The organism is Zunongwangia atlantica 22II14-10F7, from assembly GCF_002094855.1.
Lineage (GTDB): Bacteria > Bacteroidota > Bacteroidia > Flavobacteriales > Flavobacteriaceae > Zunongwangia > Zunongwangia atlantica.
Map to the genome: position 1 here is coordinate 345,888 of NZ_ARYN01000001.1, position 17,001 is coordinate 362,888.

Here is a 17,001-nt window from a genome sequence, read left to right on the forward strand (position 1 = left end):
CCGAATTTCAAATTTAATCTGGAATAACAAAAGCCTGTAACTCGGCTAATTTCTTATTTTCGAAACGCCAGATATCGCAATAAGAATATTGTGATGCTTTGCCATCTTTATCAGTTAGGGTGATTTTTCCTATTGCGGTAACATAATCCCCTTCAGCAATAAGATTTTTTACATTAAATTTTGGTGGTACGGCATATTCTACCTGCATCCATTTTCGAATTGTTTCTTTTCCTTCAAGTACCTGATCACCAACAAATGTCCATTTCGAATCTTCTGTACAATAGTTTAAAAAAGCTTCGTGATCGCCATTGCTAATGGCTTCATTTGCTTTTAATAAGATTTCTTTGTTTTCCTTTATCATTTTCAATTCCATTGTGTGAAGAATTTAGTCGGTTGCTATCTAAGAAGGTTACAAATTGATTTTTCCAATATTTTGGATAGAGAGATCACTTCAGAATAAAACAAAAAAAGGCTGGTTAAAAAACCAGCCTAACAACAAATCTAAATTTTGAATAATCTATATTAAAAGATTAGCTTAAAGCTTCTTTTAATTCTTTTGCAGCAGCTGCAGGATCTTCAGCTCCGTAGATTGCTCCCCCAGCTACAGCTACAACAGCACCAGAAGCTTTTACTTTAGCGATACTGTTAATGTTAACGCCACCAGCGATAGAAACAGGAACTCCAGCTTTAGAAGCTTCTTCGATTAACACATCGATAGAGTATCCTGGTTTTGCCTGCTCATCTAAACCTGCGTGTAATTCTACAAATTCTACACCTAGTTTAGAAACTTCCTGAGCACGTTTAACACGGTCTTGTACACCAATAGTATCTACAACTACAGCTCTGTCATATTTTTTTGCAGCTTCTACAGCACCAATAATCGTAGCATCGTCTATAGATCCTAAAATGGTAATGTAATCTGCTCCTGCTTTAAAAGCCATTTCAGCTTCTAGAGCACCTGCATCTGCAGTTTTAAAATCTGCGAAAACTTTTTTATCAGGAAAAGCTTCTTTCATTGCAGTAATAGCGCTAAGTCCTTCACTTTTAATAAGTGGAGTTCCTAGTTCGATAATATCAATATAAGGAGCTACTTTGGTAGCTAGGGCAATAGCGTCTTCTGTTTTAAGCAAATCGATTGCTACTTGTAATTTAGTCATAATCCTCTATGTTTAATTTATGTTCTTCTATTATTAATTTATTCCATGTTAGCGTGCATTTCCCACAATTGCTCGGCGCTACTATCAGATTGCTTCCATAGATATTGGATAAGTGCATCAAATAGTAATAAGAATCCTTGTTCAAAAAGGCTACCTGCGTATTGTTGAGAAATTTTATTAGCATGTTCCTGTTTTCCTGCAGCAGGAATTACAACAGTATAATTTGAAAGTTTTGCTAATGGCGATGCATCGTTTGTGGTAAAACATGCAATTTCAGCTTCGTTTTTGGAAGCCGTTTCTGCGGCATTTAAAATCGATTTTGTAGTACCAGAACCAGAAACAGCAATTAGCAAATCGTTTTTACCAATAGCGGGAGTAGTAGTTTCTCCCACAACATGCACTTTATATCCCAAATGCATTAAGCGCATAGTAGCTGCTTTTACCATAAAACCGGTTCTACCAGCACCAATAAGAAAGATTTGCTTGGCATCTTTTATAGGAGCTTCTAACGGTGCAACACTATTAAAGTTTAAAGCATGATAAAGGTTTATATGCTCGTTTAGAATAATATCGTAAGCAGATTGTATGCTAAGATTTTGGTTGTTTTCACTACTATTACTCATACGAAAATCGTCTTTTAAATAATTCCGTTTGTTTTTGGAGCAGGCAAAATTAGGAGAAGAAAGACCTCTTATTTGTATAAAATCTGGTAGATGTGTGGTACAATTTGCCTAGAGGTGATAAATGTTATGTGAAATTAGCTAGTTTTGTGGTACTTTTTGGAAAGCAGCTGTTTTCAAGAGGCTAAATGATGTAGATTATGCTAAGTAATAAAGTATTATATATTCGAGATTTAATAGATTGTCCTCCTTCTTATCTGGACGATCCTGGGCGTAGGGAGTTTTTTGAGATTGTATGGCTTAAAGATGAAAAGGCTTTGCACGTACCACAGCATTCTTTCCAAACTTTACACGGAGATTGGATTTATCTTATCCCGCCATATCGAGTGCACCAGTTAAATAAAGCGGGTAAAAAAGGTGTTTTACTTTCTTTTAAAAGAGAATTGTTAGAAGACGACCTTAAGGAGTTTTTATTGGATGTCTTCAGGATGTTTAATATCCAGGGAGAATTTTCTTGTTTGCAGGTAACCGAGCAAAGTTCTAAAGGATTAAATTCGATCTATAATTTACTTTCAGAAGAATATCAAAAAGATGAGATGAACCTTTTAATGATAAAAGCATTGCTGAAGGTTTTCCTACTGCAGCTTATTCAGTTAAAGGAACAGCATTTTACACAACACGACATCAACGAAAAGCGTATTTATGAATTTATGCTTTTGTTAGAAAGCCATTATCTAGAAGAGCGCGACACTGCTTTTTATGCTGAACAATTAGGTATTAGTGCCAAAAGATTAAACCAGATTTTAAAGGGAAAATTAGATAAAACCGGGCTGCAATTAATTCATGATCGATTAATTCTTGAAGCAAAACGCCAAATTATTCATAGTGAAAATACGATTAAAGAGATCTCTTTCAATTTAAGATTTAAAGATCGCTCGTACTTCAGTAGATTTTTTAAGCAACATTCTGGCATGACGCCACAAGAATTTCAGGAAAGTGTAAAACGTCATGTGATTCAGCATGAAAATACTTTAATAAGTTAAAAGCTCAGTGCTTTAAAAAGAGATAAAATTATTAAAATGCTGAGGAAATGTAAATTAATTGTTTCTTTTATGCTATTTTAATGTTAAGAAGTTAGAATTCTTTATTTTTGAACCCATACTTTAAAAATTGCTTATGAAGTGTGGTTCACCTTATTCATTAAGGCTATTACTACTTAGTTTTATTTTTTGTCTTTCTCTTAATGGTGCTTTTTCACAATCTAGTGAAGAAAGTAGCAATACTACTTTTCAGGATTGGCGATTTAAATACGGAGAAAAGGGATTTGAGTTTAGATCTGGAGATGATAATTATCTTCTTCAAATCCAGAGTAGATTGCAGTTTAGATTTGCCACACCAAGTGATCGTGATCCCATTAGTTTCGACGATTTTAACGATAATAAAAATAACGTATTTAAAGTAAATAGATCTCGATTAAAAGTTGGTGGGCATGCGTTTAAACCCTGGTTAAAATATTATTGGGAGTACGAACTTGGCCAGTCTAATCTTTTGGATTTTAGAATCATGATCGAGCGTTGGGAATGGCTAAATTTAAAAGTAGGGCAGTGGAAGGTCGAGTTTTCCAGGGAACGAAGAATTAGTAGTGGAGCACAGCAAACTGTAGATCGCTCTATTTTAAATCGTGCTTTTACGGTAGACAGGCAGCAGGGAGTAGAACTTTACGGAAGATTAAGAACAAAAGGCGCTTTAGATTTTAATTACTGGGTTGGTGTATTTACAGGAAGTGGCCGCGGAGCTCGTGAAAACGACGATAGAAACCTAATGTATTTTGGCCGTTTGCAATGGAATATGCTTGGCGAAAATCTAGGTTTTAAAAGTAGCGACCTAAGCATTCACCAAAAACCAGCAGCTATAATTGCGTTAGCCGGAGTTACAAATCGGAGTCAGTATACTCGATTTTCGTCTTCTGGAGGAGGTTTTTTAGAAACTTTTGAAGAATTAAATCCAGGGCAGTATCGTATAAACCAGGCCAATTTAGAAACTGCATTTGTTTACAAAGGCTTTAGTTGGCAATCTGAACTGCACTTAAAAAATATTGATGATCGTGTAAATGCCCAGGAAACTACATTGAACGGTTATTATTTTCAGGCAGGATATTTGGCACATCAATCTATCTCGTGGTGGCCAAAACCTTTAGAAATTGCAGCCCGATACGCCAATTATACGCCTAACACAAATCTTGATTCAAATTTAGACGAATTAACGCTTGCTTTTAACTGGTTCTTTAAAGGGCATCGAAACAAATTAACGATGGAAATTTCAGAATTTGATCTTGAAACCGAAGATATGGGGATAAAAGACGAGTTTAGATTTAGAATTCAGTGGGATATTTCGATTTAAATTTTAAGAAAACCCCGCCAATATGCTAAAATTGGGCATTTGAGACCGGAATTTTTCTTGAAATGTCTTTTAAAGTGGAATATTATTTTATTTTCGCCTGTCTAATTAATCTTTTAAATAAAAACAATATGAAAGAATTGGTAGAAAATATCAATGAGACATTTGAAGCTTTTAAAACTGATGCTGAAGCGCAGTTAGAATCTGGAAACAAAGCAGCAGGAACACGTGCAAGAAAAACTTCATTAGCTTTAGAAAAGCTTTTGAAAGAATTCCGTAAAGAATCTATCGCAGCTTCTAAAAAATAAAACCAAAGCCTCTCTTCCGAGAGGCTTTTTTCTTTCCTTGGTTTGCTAAGATTATAAGTTTCTACGAACTTTTTTATAGATAATCTATTGCAAACTTTTAATAATCTTAAGTTCTTTTTTTACCTGAAAACCAATAAGAGTTGCCAAAGCGATAAAAGTAAGTATAGAGGAAATTAAAATATAGGTGTAAAATCCGCCTGAAAGCTGTTGCTTAAAAATGGGAAGTAATAAAACAAACCCAAAAATATAAGTAGCAAATAATAGCGGCGTCCATAGGTAATGGATAATCTTTCTAGACTTGTAGTAACTTATCAGTTGTTTGTTAAAGTGATTCATACTTTGGTGAAGCGGGAAACCAGCTTTTTTAAAACCGCTTAAATATTCCATCATGATTCTAATACAAATGCAGCCAATCATAAGGCCTAATCCCCAAAATGCTCGAGTATTTTTATATGCTGAAACATACACAAAAAACGCAATTAAGATAAGTACGGTAATTCCCAAAACAACTTTAGAAATTTGTTGTTTACGCGCTATATTTTTCGATTTTGCAATAATAACTTCGATATTTTTAGGTTGAGATGGCGTTTTATGTTGTTGCCATTGGTCTTTTATATGTTGAAAATCATTCATTTTTTACACATTTTGAAAGTTGATCTTTAATTCTATGAATTCTGGTTCTTACTGCTGAATGATTTATTCCAATAACTTCAGCAATCTCCTTTTGTGGTAAGCCTTCCAGTTCTAATAAGATGATCGATTTATTTTCTGCGGAAAGTTTATCGATGCAGCGGTACATACTGGCAAATTGATTTTCGATTTCAGAAACTTCTGAAGCTTCGTTGCTTGCAATTTCGATTTTTAAAGATTTATTCTTTTTCTTCCGCAGTTCCTGTAAACAGGTATTTACCGTAATTCGATAGATCCAGGTCGAAATATTAGAATCTCCTCTAAAATCTTTTAAATACTGCCATACTTTAATAAAAACCTCTTGCGCCATATCCTGGGCCAAAGCTTCGTTACCACTAAGATAGCCTAAGCAAAGCCGAATCACTTTTGGGTAATTTTCATCATAAATTTTCTGAAATTTCAGCTTTTTACTCATTGGTATCTAAGGCGATTTTAATTTGATCGTTTAACCATTCCGGCTGATCGTACATTATAAAATGCATCGAATTTTCAGCAAAATTAAGCGTATAGTCTTTTAAGTTTTTGTACTGGTTTTTATAATTTTTCTCAGCAGCTTCTTTTCCGTAGGGAAGATTGGCGGCAAGAATATAAACCGGAATATCAATATTCGATAATTTTTGGCGTAAATCTAATTTCAAGAGATCGGTATAGCCATAAACATAGGTTTTACGATCGGCTTTTAGCATATCTACAGCGATCTTTTTCTGGCCCTCAGGATCTATACTCATATTTTTAGCCATTTGGTGGGCCATTGCTTCAAAATCTGTTTCGCTCATACTTAGTAATTGCTTATTGTAAGGCGAATCATATTGTATAGCATCGCTATCGTAATCTGGAAACATCAAAGCCCCCATGGCAGGTAAAGCATCTATCAAGATTAATTTATTAATATTTTTATCTTCTGAAGCGAGCCACAAACCCAAAGTACCACCCATACTATGACCTAAGATTGTAAGATTTTTAAGTTCATTTTTTATGATATAAGCTTCAAGATCTTTTTTAATTGTTTCCAGCCATTGGGTTTGGATCGGCGTTACATCTCCAAAACCGGCAAAGGTAAAAGCGTGTATCTGGTAATTTTTAGCAAGTGTTGGGATCATTTCGGCATAAACATTTGCTGTGCTACTAAAGCCGGGAAGTAATAAAATTGGTTGGCCTTCACCGTAAACATCTACTTTAAAGCTATTTTGTGCTGTAAGTTGAACGCTGGCTAAAAATGCAAAAAGGCAACATATTGTTTTGAAATTTTTCATTATTCTTGGATTTAAAGTTTGCCTTTAGATGCATAAAATTGATAATGTTACGTGGTAAATTCAATAAAAACGAAAAAAAATGAAAATGCTTTCAGGCTAATGACGGCGGTTCATTTGAAGATTTAAAGTGTGAAAAACACAATTATTAATACGCTATTTTAATGGTTAATTTTTGTTAAATTATTAATAAAAGTATATATTTGACTGTAAGTTATTAATATATGCTTGTTTAGCGCCGTTAAAAGAATTGTTTCTGGTTTAATTTATTCCGATGTTTTTTAGAAAATCAAATAAGCTTGTTATTAGGGACGATTTACATGCCTGGGACTCTCTTAAGGCAGGTGAAACCGAAGCTTTAGGCTATTTTTACGATAAGTATGTAGACGATTTAATTGCCTATGGTTTTTATCTAAACCTGGATAAAGCCAGAACAAAAGATTGTATTCACGATATATTTCTGGATATTTTTAAATATCGCGAATCGATTTCTGGAGTTAACAATACAAAGTCTTATTTAATTAGTTGTTTCCGAAGAAAAGTTTTTAAAGACAAAAAACATCTAAGGATTATTCATATTGGAGAGAATAACCCAGATATCATCCATCGCCAAATCGAGGCAGAACAACCTGTAGAAAATAAGATTATTCATTTAGAATCTGAATCTCAGCAATTTTCTCATTTTAACTCGGCTTTAAGCACACTTACAGATTATCAGACGCGAGTTTTAGAGATGAAATTTAAAGAAAATAAGAGCTACACTGAAATTGCTGAAGAGTTAAACATCTCGGTAGAATCGGTTAGAACACAACTTTACCGGATTCTTAAAAAACTAAGAAAAACCGCAATTATATTGGTAGCCTGCTTAGAATTTATCTTATAAGCTCATTTTACTGGCGCCGCCAGAGGGTATAATGCTCTGTGGTTTGCCTCGAAATTGAAAATTTATTTCCAACGAATGCCTTAAGGGCTTACCCCCAAGGTATTTTACCAATCTAATTACTTCAAAAAAAGATGACCGAAATTATACAATTTCAGTCTGTATTTTATGAGCCATTTTCTGGTGTCATATAGCCAGTTTTCCTTAAAAAAACCTTCAATTTTCTTATAATTTCGATAGCTTTCTAAAGCTTTCTTTTTGTGAATTTCATTTTTATAAGCTTACCAAAATTAAAATTTCATAAAAAAAATAAAATATTTTGTCTATGCTTTTAAATAATGGCGCTCTATTATAATACAGCACCCATAATCTAACATTGTTTAAATGAAAAAGAAATCAAATTTTTTCTTTTCAGAAGAAGAAAAGGAAACTTTAAAACGAGATATAATAGGTTCGGCCGAATCTGTTAAATCGAGGGAGCGGAATGCAAAAATTAAAAAAGTTTTTGGGTATGCGGCTGTTGCATGTGTAATAGGAATAATAGCTACAATTTTTTATTCCAGAATTCCAGAAAAAACAGGTTCAGATATCGAACGTTTTGTACAGGAAAGTAGTGAAGGTGTAAATTTTAAATCAGATCAGGTAACCATTCTTTTAGAAGAAAATCAAATAAATTTAAGTGAGGATTCTACCGAGGTTGCTTATTCTGCAAACGGAGATCAATTAACCCTTGGTAACGGAAAGTCTATTCAGCAAAATGTAAATTCTAAGAATAAGTCAGTATTTAATACGATCATCGTTCCGTATGGAAAACGTGGAAAATTAACATTGTCTGATGGTACACAGGTTTGGTTAAATTCTGGCTCACGATTGGTATATCCTTTGGTTTTTAGTGAAGATAAAAGAGAAGTATATCTGCAGGGGGAAGCAATTTTTGATGTAGCGCATAATAAAGAAAAAGCTTTTAATGTACTTTCAGATAATCAGGAAATTTCTGTTTTAGGAACTGTTTTTAATGTTTCTGTATATCCAGGAGATGATGAGCAGCAAACAGTGCTTAAAGAAGGTAGCGTTGTGGTAACATACAAAGAAGAGAAAAAGCAGCTACAAATGGTACCAGGAGATTTTTCTGAATATAATATTAAAAGCAAAAAGATTACAACGAGAAAAGTAGATCCAGATGTTTATTTTTCATGGAGAAATGGAGAGTTAACCCTTAATAGAACAGATCTAAGTAGTATCATAAAAAAGCTTTCTAGATATTATAATGTAGAGATTTTGATTAAAAATGAAGATCTGCAAAACGAAACATTTTCAGGAAAATTAGATTTAAAAGAAACCTTAGGGGATGTTTTAAATACGATAAAGAATACCAGTGAATTTCAATACGAATATAAAAACAATGACACACTAGTGATTAATCGATAAAAACTAAAACTATGAAGTAAACCATTACCAGCAAAAAAATGGCCACAGGTGCGCCAACACCGTATGGCCGTAAAAACAACTGCCTTAGGGCAATAGTATTAATCTAAATGCAAAAATATGAATTTTTTAACTGGATGTACGTTAGAGAAATCTAAACTTTCCATTCTAAGCATCAGCATGTTTATTATGAAATTAATTTTTACGCTAATTTTTGTAGGACTAACTACACTGAATGCTAAAAACACTTATTCTCAAAATAAGATTGATATTGAAATATATCAGGGAACTTTAAAGGAAGTTTTTCAGCAAATAGAAAAAAATACCGAGTTTATTTTCTTCTATAAAGATGGAACCTTACCTGAAAAAGATAAGTTTACAATTAGCAAGAAGGGAATAGCGCTGAATAAATTTTTAGATGATTTATTAGCCAATTATTCTGTTGGATACAAAATAGACGATCGCCAGGTTACGGTGTATAAAAAAGTAACCGAAAATAAAGAAAAAGCGATTCCACAATTCACAGTTTCAGGAACAATTATAGATGAGACTGGCTTACCCTTATCTGGGGCAACTGTAGTAGAAAAGGGAACAACAAATGGTACACAGGCAGATTTTGATGGTAACTTCTCTATAGAAGTTGCAAATGAAAATGCAACATTAGTGGTGTCTTTTGTGGGTTATGCTACTCAGGAAGTTTTAATTGGAGGTAAAAGCGAAATCGATATAGTTCTAAAGGAAGACACCGCTGCTTTAGACGAGGTTGTAATTGTTGGTTATGGTGTTCAAAAGAAAGAGACGCTTACAGGAGCCGTTTCTGGAGTTGGAGGAGAAGAATTAGCCCAGGCACCAGTAACCAACATTAGCCAGGGAGTTGCGGGTAGAATCCCGGGTGTTGTGGCTATATCTAATGGTGGTGAGCCTGGTTATGATGGCGCAACACTACGTGTTAGGGGGTTAAGTACTTTTGGAAATGCGGCACCTTTGGTTGTTGTAGATGGAGTACCTGGTAGATCCTTAGAGCGAATAGACCCAAGTACGATTAAAAATGTTTCTGTACTTAAAGATGCATCTGCCGCAATTTACGGTGCGCAGGCAGCAAACGGGGTTATTCTTGTTACTACAAAGAGAGGAAAAGTAGGCGCTCCTAATATTCAGTTTTCATACAATCACGGGATTGCTAAACCAACGGTAATTCCAGATATGGCTAATGCTGCTGAATATGCAACCTTATTGAACGAGGTAGATGATTATAACGGTATTGATAGAAGGTTTACAGATGAACAAATCCAACTTTATCGTGATGGTTCAGATCCTTGGAGATACCCAGATACAGATTGGTATGATGCTACTTTAAAACCATGGTCTGCACAAACCTATGGAAATGTATCTATAAACGGAGGTACAGAAAAGATGAATTATTTTGTAAGTCTTTCGCACAGATATCAGGATGGATTTTATAGAAATAGTGCAACCAATTATAATCAGTACGACCTTAGAACAAACCTGGACTTCAACATCAACGAATATCTGGATGTTTACATAAATACAACCGGACGTTTTGAGGATAGAAATTATCCAACCAGAACAGCCGAGAATATTTTTAGAATGCTAATGCGTTCGCGACCTAATTCCCAGGCTTATTGGCCAAACGGGATGCCAGGTCCAGATATCGAATACGGGGATAACCCGGTTGTGATTTCTACAGATGCTACGGGATATAGCCGTGATAAGAGATATGTATTTAATTCAGATTTTGGCGTTAATTTAAAAATTCCTGGTGTAGAGGGATTAACCTTTAAAGGAAATGCTTCTATCGATAAGAATTTTAGATTCGATAAAGATTGGGTAACACCATGGTATTTATATACCTGGGATCAGCAAAGTTTAGATGATGACGGGAATCCTTTATTAACAAGAGGTAAAAAGGGTTATGACGATCCTAGATTAACTGAAACTATGGATGATTCTCAGCGAATTTTACTACGTGGTATTTTTGATTATACAAAAACTTTTGGAGAAGATCATGATGTAAATGTTCTCGCTGGTGTAGAACGAATTACTAACAAAGGAGATTCTTTTTGGGCGTATCGTAGATACTTTTTATCTGACGCCATAGATCAGTTATTTGCTGGTGGACGTGATGAAATGAATAATTCTGGTTCTGGTTTTGAAGAGGCTCGTTTAAATTACTTTGGAAGAGTAAACTATGCATTCAGTGAAAAATATTTAGCTGAATTTGTGTGGAGATATCAGGGATCTTACATTTTTGAAGAGTCTGGTAGATTTGGATTTTTCCCTGGTGTATCTTTAGGTTATGTAGTTTCTAAGGAAAACTTTTGGGAAGATGCTGTTCCTTTTATCAGTTTTGCTAAGATTAGAGCATCCTGGGGACAAACTGGTAACGATGCTATAAGTCCGTTCCAGTATTTAGCTAATTATAATTTAAATAATCTGCTATATATTAATAACGGAGGTAATACACAAAGCCAGGCACTTTACGAAGGAGTAATTCCTAATAGAAATGTAACCTGGGAAACTGCAACGCAAAAGAATATTGGTTTAGATTTAGATTTTCTAGAAGGTGATCTTTCGCTAACTGTAGATTATTTCCATTACTTAAGAGAAGATATTCTTTGGGCCAGAAATGCTTCAGTTCCTAATACCACAGGATTATCACTTCCAGACGAAAATATTGGTAGATCTCAAAACCAGGGATTCGATTTCAATATAGATTATCGAACTAATATTTCAGATCTACGTTTAAATATTGGATTAAACGGTGTGTATTCTAAAAACGAGATTTTGTTCTGGGATGAACCACAGGGAAGGCCAGAATATCAGCAATCTACAGGAAGACCAATTGGCGCTGGATTATATTATAATGCAATAGGAATTTTCCAAACTCAGGAAGAGATAGATAACTACCCACACTGGGAAGGAGCAAGACCGGGAGATATCATTTTTGAAGATTATAATGATGATGGAGTTATCGATGGTAATGATAGAGTTAGATACGATGCCAGTAGAGTTCCTACCTTCACAGGAGGTTTAAATATCTCATTGGATTATAAGAATTTTGATTTGGCTGTTCTTCTTCAGGGAGCTGCAGGAGGTTACTTCTATGAAACAACAGAATCTGGTGATTTTGGTAACTATTTACATAGTTTTTATGATGATCGTTGGACGGCAGAAAACCCTAGTAATGAACATCCAAGAACTTATAATAGAAACGGAGAATATTGGGTAAATCAACAAAATACCTACTGGTTGCATAAATCAGATTATATCCGTCTAAAAAATATTGAATTAGGATATACCTTACCAGAGTCTGTAACTAATTCGATTTTAGTGAAAAACTTTAGAGTTTATCTAAGTGCCTTTAACTTATTAACGTATAGCCCGCATATCGAAGATTACGATCCAGAGAGCACCAGTGGTTCAGGTTATAACTACCCGTTAAATAAAGTAGTAAACGTAGGTGCAAGCATAAATTTTTAAATAGAATATTATGAAAAGAATAAAACTATTAATACTCTCATCTGTTTTGTTATTAATGTCCTGTAGTGAAGACTTTTTAGAAGTTAAACCACTAGGGCAATATTCAGATGCAGCAGTTTGGACAGATGCCGCTTTAGTGAATGCTTATGTAAATGATATTTATCTTGGCCAGCAATACGGTTTTCAATTAGAAATGTTAGCTTCTCTTAGTGATATTTCGATGACTAAAAGGGCAGAGGTAAATCCTATTTTAAATAGCGAGATTAGCCCAAGTTATGTTAGTATTTTAGATCCTGCTCACTGGCTTACCAGTTTTAGAAATATTACATGGAATAACCTTTACGATAATATTCGTTCTTGTAATGTGTTTTTTGAAAGAATGGCAGAGTCTGAATTAGAGGGCGAAGAAGTAGATCGATTAGCAGGTGAAGTACATTACTTAAGAGCAAATTTCTACTACTGGCTTATGAGTTTTTATGGAGGTGTGCCAATCGTAGATAGAGCATACGGGCCAGATGACGATTTTATGATCGCTAGAAATACTTTTGAAGAAACCGTAAATTTTATTGTAGCAGATTTAGATGCTGCAGCGGCAGCTTTACCACTTTCAGGGGATAAAGCCCGTGCTACAAGAGGCGCAGCACTAGCATTAAAATCCAGAGTTTTACTTTATGCAGCTAGTGATCTTTTTAACTCTAACGCCACTTGGACAGATGGTTATGCTAATCCAGAATTAATTGGGTACACTGGTGGTTCTCAAACACAGCGTTGGCAGGCGGCACAAGATGCAGCGAAAGCTGTTATCGATTTGGGAGTTTATAATTTATACGGAGGTACCAGTCCTGCTTCACCAGAAGAAGCAAGAGAAAATTACATCAATCTATTTTTAAATAATGGAAATGAAGAGGATATTATGATCAGCTTCTATGATGATATTAACGACGGAGACTGGCAGGCACCAAGCCCTGGTAGATTTTACGGTCCAAACGGTTATCATAACTGGGGTAACCACACACCAACACAGCAACTTGTAGATTCTTACGAAATGATCGACGGAAGCGAGTTTAGCTGGAATGGCCCAGAGGCCGAGAATCCTTATGAAAATCGAGATCCTCGTTTTTATGCAAGTATTTTATATGATGGTGCAGATTGGAGACAACGCCCAGATGATGTGATCGCTGCAGATCCTGAAGGTATCGTGCAAACCGGTTATTTTGAAAATGCAGACGGAAGTTTTACCGCAGGTTTAGATACAAGACAAAGCCCTATCGAAGATTGGAATGGGACATACACAGGTTATTATTTAAGAAAGTTTATCGATCCTTCGATCGACCATCAATATGAAACGCAACGTTTGCCATGGCGCCAGATTCGTTATGCTGAAGTAATTTTAAACTATGTTGAAGCAAGTTTGGAACTAGGTCAGGAAGCTGAAGCAAAAACATATTTAAATATGATTCGTAATCGTGCAGGAATGCCAGAGGTTCCTGCAGGTGAATCTGGAGAAGCTTTAATGGATCGTTATCGTAACGAAAGAAAAGTAGAACTAGCTTACGAACAACATCGTTATTTTGATATAAGACGCTGGATGATTGCCCCACAGGTAATAGAAAACGTTGAAGGTATTAGAATCGAACACCAGTATGCTAGTGACGATATAGACTACGAAATTATTCAGGTTCAAAATAGAAACTGGCAAAATAAATCTTATTTATTACCAATTTTATTAGATGAAATGAATAGAAATGATCTTTTAATCCAAAACCCCGGATATTAGTTTTAAGTTAGTTTAAGTGAATTTCTAGAATAGTTCCATTTTTTCTGAATCGCTTGATTTCAGTTAAATGGAATTATTCTTTTTTTGCAAAAACCAAGTTTAATTAACCAATAAAATAAACCAATGAATTTTAATAAAACTGCTGTTTTTCTGGCCTTAAGTATTTGTAGTTGTTTTCAACTATTCGCCCAGCAAACAGAAACGATATACCTCTCTGGTACCGATAAAGATCATCGCGTAGATTGGGATTTTAAAATTGATAAAGGTCGTAAAAGTGGAGAATGGTCTAAGATTGCCGTTCCTTCAAACTGGGAGCTCGAAGGTTTTGGGATTTACACTTACGGTCATGATTGGCGAAGACTACGACCAGAATCTGCCGCTATTGGCCAATATAAGCATCAATTTTCTGTACCAAAAGAATGGAAATCACAAACGATCGAGCTTGTTTTCGAAGGAGTGATGACAGATACCAAAGTTATGGTAAACGGTAAATTGGTTGGGCCGGTTCACCAGGGCGGTTTCTATCGATTTAAATATGATATTACCAGCTTTTTAAAGTTTGGCGAAGAAAATTTGCTTGAAGTTGAGGTTAAAAATGCTTCAGATAATGATACTGTAAATAGAGCTGAAAAAGATGCCGATTTTTGGGCGTTCGCCGGAATTTACAGACCTGTTTACTTAGAAGTAAAACCGAAAGAATATATAGATCGTGTAGCGATCGATGCAAAAGCCGATGGTTCTTTTAAAATGGATGTTTTTACTGAAAATATTAAAAAAGGAAGAACTATTGAAGCTAAGATTAGCGATTTAGAAGGACAATTTTTAGGAAGTGTTTTTTCTGCTGAAGCAGATAGAAAGTTAGAGAAAGCTACATTAAACTATCAGACTGAAAATCCACAATTATGGTCTCCAGAATTTCCCAATCGTTACCAGGTTGAAGTAAGCCTGAAAGATGGTGATAAGGTTTTGCATAAGATCACTCAAAAATTCGGATTTAGAACGGTAGAGTTAAAAGCCAAAGATGGTTTTTATGTAAATGGTGAGAAAGTGAAATTTAAAGGTGTAAACCGCCATAGTTTCTGGCCATCTTCAGGGCGTTCAGCAAGTAGAGCGCTTAGTATTATGGATGTCGAGTTGATGAAAGACATGAATATGAATGCGGTTAGAATGTCGCATTATCCACCAAGTCAGCATTTCTTAGAAGTTACTGATTCTCTGGGGCTCTTTGTAATCAATGAGCTTACCGGTTGGCAGAATGCATATGATACCGAGGTTGGAAAAAAGTTGGTAAAAGAATTAATTATTCGAGATGTGAACCATCCTTCAATCGTGATTTGGGCCAACGGAAACGAAGGCGGTAATAATTACAATTTGCTCGAAGAATATCCAAAATATGATATTCAGGATAGAACCGTAATCCATCCCTGGAATACTTTAGGAGAAACCAATACGCTGCATTATCCTTCTTACGATTATGTTTATAATGCACTTACCAATGGCGATAAAGTGTATTTTCCTACCGAATTTTTACACGGATTGTATGACGGTGGTCACGGTGCTGGTTTAGAAGATTTTTGGAATATTATGCAAGAAAGTCCGTTATCTGCCGGAGGATTCCTATGGGTTTTTGCAGATGAAGGTGTGGTGGGAACAGATAAAGATGGCTTTATTGACGTAAAAGACAAAGAAACCTGGGCGCCAGATGGGATTGTAGGGCCATATCGTGAAAAAGAAGGAAGTTTTTACACCATTAAAGAAATCTGGTCTCCGGTGTATATCGATAAAATGGATATTACGCCTCAATTTGATGGAAAGATGAAACTGGAAAATCGTTACCATTTCACGAATTTATCGGAATGTGAATTTGAGTGGCAACTTATTAATTTTCCAAAACCAAATGCTTCAGAAATCGAAAATGAAATCCAAAAGTCAGGAAAAGCAAAATCACCAGATATTGAGCCAGATCTTACGGGATATCTTCACCTAGATCTTCCAGAAAATTGGGAGCAAAGCGATGCATTATATTTAACTGCCACAGATCCTCATGGTCGTAAGATCATGACCTGGTCCTGGCCGGTAAAATCTCCAGAGGAAACTGCAGAGACTATTGTTTCAGGAACTTCAGAAGCTTCTGCAAGCGCTTCAGAAAAAGATGCAGTACTTACACTTTCAGCAAACGGAGTGGAAATTAGTTTTAATACTGAAAACGGATTAATCACTTCAGTAAAAAATGAAAAGACTCCGGTATCATTTAATAACGGGCCAAAATTAACCGATGAGAATAGTAAATTCAAATCCCTGAAACATTACCAAAAAGGCAATGATCAGGTAGTAGAAATGGAATACGAAGGCCCTATTCGAAAAATGGTGTACACCATGCAGGCCAATGGCTGGTTAAAATTAGATTACTCTTATTTCTTAAGGGGGCGAAAAGATTTTATGGGAATCAATTTCGATTATCCTGAAGAAAAAGTGAAAGGCGTAAAATGGTTAGGAAAAGGACCATACCGAGTTTGGAAAAACCGAATGAAAGGTCAGAATTTTGCCGTACACCAAAAAGATTATAATAATACCGTAACAGGATCTGATTGGGGGTATCCAGAATTTAAAGGATATCACGACAGGATGTACTGGGCGGTTATCGATACTGAAGAATCGCCAATTACCATAGTTTCGGCAACAGATGATGTTTTTCTTCGATTGTTTACGCCAAAGGATTCGAATAACGAAAATACAAATCCGGCCTTTCCTGAAGGAAATATCTCTTTTATGGATGCGATAAGCCCAATTGGAACAAAATTTAAAAAGCCTGCCGAGCTTGGACCACAGAGTCAGCAAACCGAATTTCATCATCGTGATGATCACCAAAGACTATGGGGAGCGACACTATATTTTAATTTTGGAACTAAATAGGTTTCCAGAAAATAATAATTGAAAATCGAAAAAGGGAGGTTTTAGCCTCCCTTTTTTATTGCTTAAAATATCGAATTTCAACT

The 17,001-nt window shown here is 35.3% G+C and carries 14 protein-coding genes; 8 read left to right on the top strand and 6 right to left on the bottom strand.

The annotated features are described in order from the left end of the window. Positions 1 to 13: 13 nt before the first annotated feature. The 3 genes from IIF7_RS01410 to hxlB all read right to left on the bottom strand — a co-directional run bounded on the left by IIF7_RS01410 (position 14) and on the right by hxlB (position 1,780). Complete coding sequence (locus tag IIF7_RS01410) at positions 14 to 373, bottom strand: nuclear transport factor 2 family protein (RefSeq protein ID WP_245801473.1); 360 nt, start codon at positions 371 to 373, stop codon at positions 14 to 16. 157 nt (positions 374 to 530) lie between these two features. Next, positions 531 to 1,157 carry a 3-hexulose-6-phosphate synthase gene (gene hxlA / locus IIF7_RS01415; RefSeq protein ID WP_084839875.1) on the bottom strand — a complete coding sequence of 209 codons (627 nt, stop codon included), beginning with the start codon at positions 1,155 to 1,157 and terminating at the stop codon, positions 531 to 533. 38 nt (positions 1,158 to 1,195) lie between these two features. Beyond that, complete coding sequence (hxlB, locus tag IIF7_RS01420; protein ID WP_084839876.1) at positions 1,196 to 1,780, bottom strand: 6-phospho-3-hexuloisomerase; 585 nt, start codon at positions 1,778 to 1,780, stop codon at positions 1,196 to 1,198. 197 nt (positions 1,781 to 1,977) lie between these two features. Here hxlB and IIF7_RS01425 point away from each other — a divergent pair, with 197 nt between their 5' ends. The 3 genes from IIF7_RS01425 (at position 1,978) to IIF7_RS01435 (ending at position 4,482) form a co-directional block, all read left to right on the top strand. Next, positions 1,978 to 2,820: a helix-turn-helix domain-containing protein gene (locus tag IIF7_RS01425; protein ID WP_084839877.1), complete on the top strand. Its 843-nt coding sequence runs from the start codon at positions 1,978 to 1,980 to the stop codon at positions 2,818 to 2,820. 133 nt (positions 2,821 to 2,953) lie between these two features. Continuing rightward, positions 2,954 to 4,177 (top strand): OprO/OprP family phosphate-selective porin, encoded by a 1,224-nt coding sequence (locus IIF7_RS01430; protein WP_084839878.1) that lies wholly within the window; start codon positions 2,954 to 2,956, stop codon positions 4,175 to 4,177. A 128-nt stretch (positions 4,178 to 4,305) separates the two neighbouring features. Then, the gene (locus IIF7_RS01435) at positions 4,306 to 4,482 is read left to right on the top strand and encodes a histone H1 (RefSeq protein ID WP_084840059.1); all 177 of its coding nucleotides are present in this window, start codon (positions 4,306 to 4,308) and stop codon (positions 4,480 to 4,482) included. 84 nt (positions 4,483 to 4,566) lie between these two features. Here IIF7_RS01435 and IIF7_RS01440 read toward each other — a convergent pair whose 3' ends face one another. The 3 genes from IIF7_RS01440 to IIF7_RS01450 are packed head-to-tail and all read right to left on the bottom strand — an operon-like array spanning position 4,567 to position 6,425. Then, on the bottom strand, positions 4,567 to 5,115 hold the full coding sequence (locus IIF7_RS01440; RefSeq protein WP_084839879.1) for a hypothetical protein: 549 nt from the start codon (positions 5,113 to 5,115) through the stop codon (positions 4,567 to 4,569). Continuing rightward, positions 5,108 to 5,587, bottom strand: a complete 480-nt coding sequence (locus IIF7_RS01445) for an RNA polymerase sigma factor (RefSeq protein WP_084839880.1) — start codon at positions 5,585 to 5,587, stop codon at positions 5,108 to 5,110. The genes IIF7_RS01440 and IIF7_RS01445 overlap by 8 nt, the downstream gene beginning before the upstream one ends. After that, positions 5,580 to 6,425: an alpha/beta fold hydrolase gene (locus IIF7_RS01450; RefSeq protein ID WP_084839881.1), complete on the bottom strand. Its 846-nt coding sequence runs from the start codon at positions 6,423 to 6,425 to the stop codon at positions 5,580 to 5,582. The genes IIF7_RS01445 and IIF7_RS01450 overlap by 8 nt, the downstream gene beginning before the upstream one ends. 271 nt (positions 6,426 to 6,696) lie before the next feature. Between IIF7_RS01450 and IIF7_RS01455 the strand changes: the two genes are divergently transcribed. From IIF7_RS01455 to IIF7_RS01475, 5 genes are all read left to right on the top strand, one after another. After that, a complete protein-coding gene (locus tag IIF7_RS01455) occupies positions 6,697 to 7,305 on the top strand; it encodes an RNA polymerase sigma factor (RefSeq protein WP_084839882.1) in 609 nt (202 codons plus the stop codon). 381 nt (positions 7,306 to 7,686) lie between these two features. Beyond that, complete coding sequence (locus IIF7_RS01460) at positions 7,687 to 8,730, top strand: FecR family protein (protein WP_084839883.1); 1,044 nt, start codon at positions 7,687 to 7,689, stop codon at positions 8,728 to 8,730. Positions 8,731 to 8,847: 117 nt separating this feature from the next. Then, positions 8,848 to 12,228: a TonB-dependent receptor gene (locus IIF7_RS01465; RefSeq protein WP_245801474.1), complete on the top strand. Its 3,381-nt coding sequence runs from the start codon at positions 8,848 to 8,850 to the stop codon at positions 12,226 to 12,228. Positions 12,229 to 12,238: 10 nt separating this feature from the next. Next, a complete protein-coding gene (locus tag IIF7_RS01470; RefSeq protein ID WP_084839884.1) occupies positions 12,239 to 14,005 on the top strand; it encodes a RagB/SusD family nutrient uptake outer membrane protein in 1,767 nt (588 codons plus the stop codon). Between the two features lie 123 nt (positions 14,006 to 14,128). Then, positions 14,129 to 16,918: a glycoside hydrolase family 2 TIM barrel-domain containing protein gene (locus IIF7_RS01475; RefSeq protein WP_139801246.1), complete on the top strand. Its 2,790-nt coding sequence runs from the start codon at positions 14,129 to 14,131 to the stop codon at positions 16,916 to 16,918. Positions 16,919 to 17,001: the final 83 nt, after the last annotated feature.

Excerpts from the sequence above, each read along its gene's own strand:
- IIF7_RS01455 (WP_084839882.1), top strand. The coding sequence starts at position 6,697 with ATGTTTTTTAGAAAATCAAATAAGCTTGTTATTAGGGACGATTTACAT.
- IIF7_RS01470 (WP_084839884.1), top strand. The coding sequence starts at position 12,239 with ATGAAAAGAATAAAACTATTAATACTCTCATCTGTTTTGTTATTAATG.
- IIF7_RS01445 (WP_084839880.1), bottom strand. The coding sequence starts at position 5,587 with ATGAGTAAAAAGCTGAAATTTCAGAAAATTTATGATGAAAATTACCCA.
- IIF7_RS01440 (WP_084839879.1), bottom strand. The coding sequence starts at position 5,115 with ATGAATGATTTTCAACATATAAAAGACCAATGGCAACAACATAAAACG.
- IIF7_RS01410 (WP_245801473.1), bottom strand. The coding sequence starts at position 373 with ATGGAATTGAAAATGATAAAGGAAAACAAAGAAATCTTATTAAAAGCA.
- IIF7_RS01435 (WP_084840059.1), top strand. The coding sequence starts at position 4,306 with ATGAAAGAATTGGTAGAAAATATCAATGAGACATTTGAAGCTTTTAAA.
- hxlA (WP_084839875.1), bottom strand. The coding sequence starts at position 1,157 with ATGACTAAATTACAAGTAGCAATCGATTTGCTTAAAACAGAAGACGCT.
- IIF7_RS01460 (WP_084839883.1), top strand. The coding sequence starts at position 7,687 with ATGAAAAAGAAATCAAATTTTTTCTTTTCAGAAGAAGAAAAGGAAACT.
- hxlB (WP_084839876.1), bottom strand. The coding sequence starts at position 1,780 with ATGAGTAATAGTAGTGAAAACAACCAAAATCTTAGCATACAATCTGCT.
- IIF7_RS01450 (WP_084839881.1), bottom strand. The coding sequence starts at position 6,425 with ATGAAAAATTTCAAAACAATATGTTGCCTTTTTGCATTTTTAGCCAGC.
- IIF7_RS01425 (WP_084839877.1), top strand. The coding sequence starts at position 1,978 with ATGCTAAGTAATAAAGTATTATATATTCGAGATTTAATAGATTGTCCT.
- IIF7_RS01465 (WP_245801474.1), top strand. The coding sequence starts at position 8,848 with ATGAATTTTTTAACTGGATGTACGTTAGAGAAATCTAAACTTTCCATT.
- IIF7_RS01430 (WP_084839878.1), top strand. The coding sequence starts at position 2,954 with ATGAAGTGTGGTTCACCTTATTCATTAAGGCTATTACTACTTAGTTTT.
- IIF7_RS01475 (WP_139801246.1), top strand. The coding sequence starts at position 14,129 with ATGAATTTTAATAAAACTGCTGTTTTTCTGGCCTTAAGTATTTGTAGT.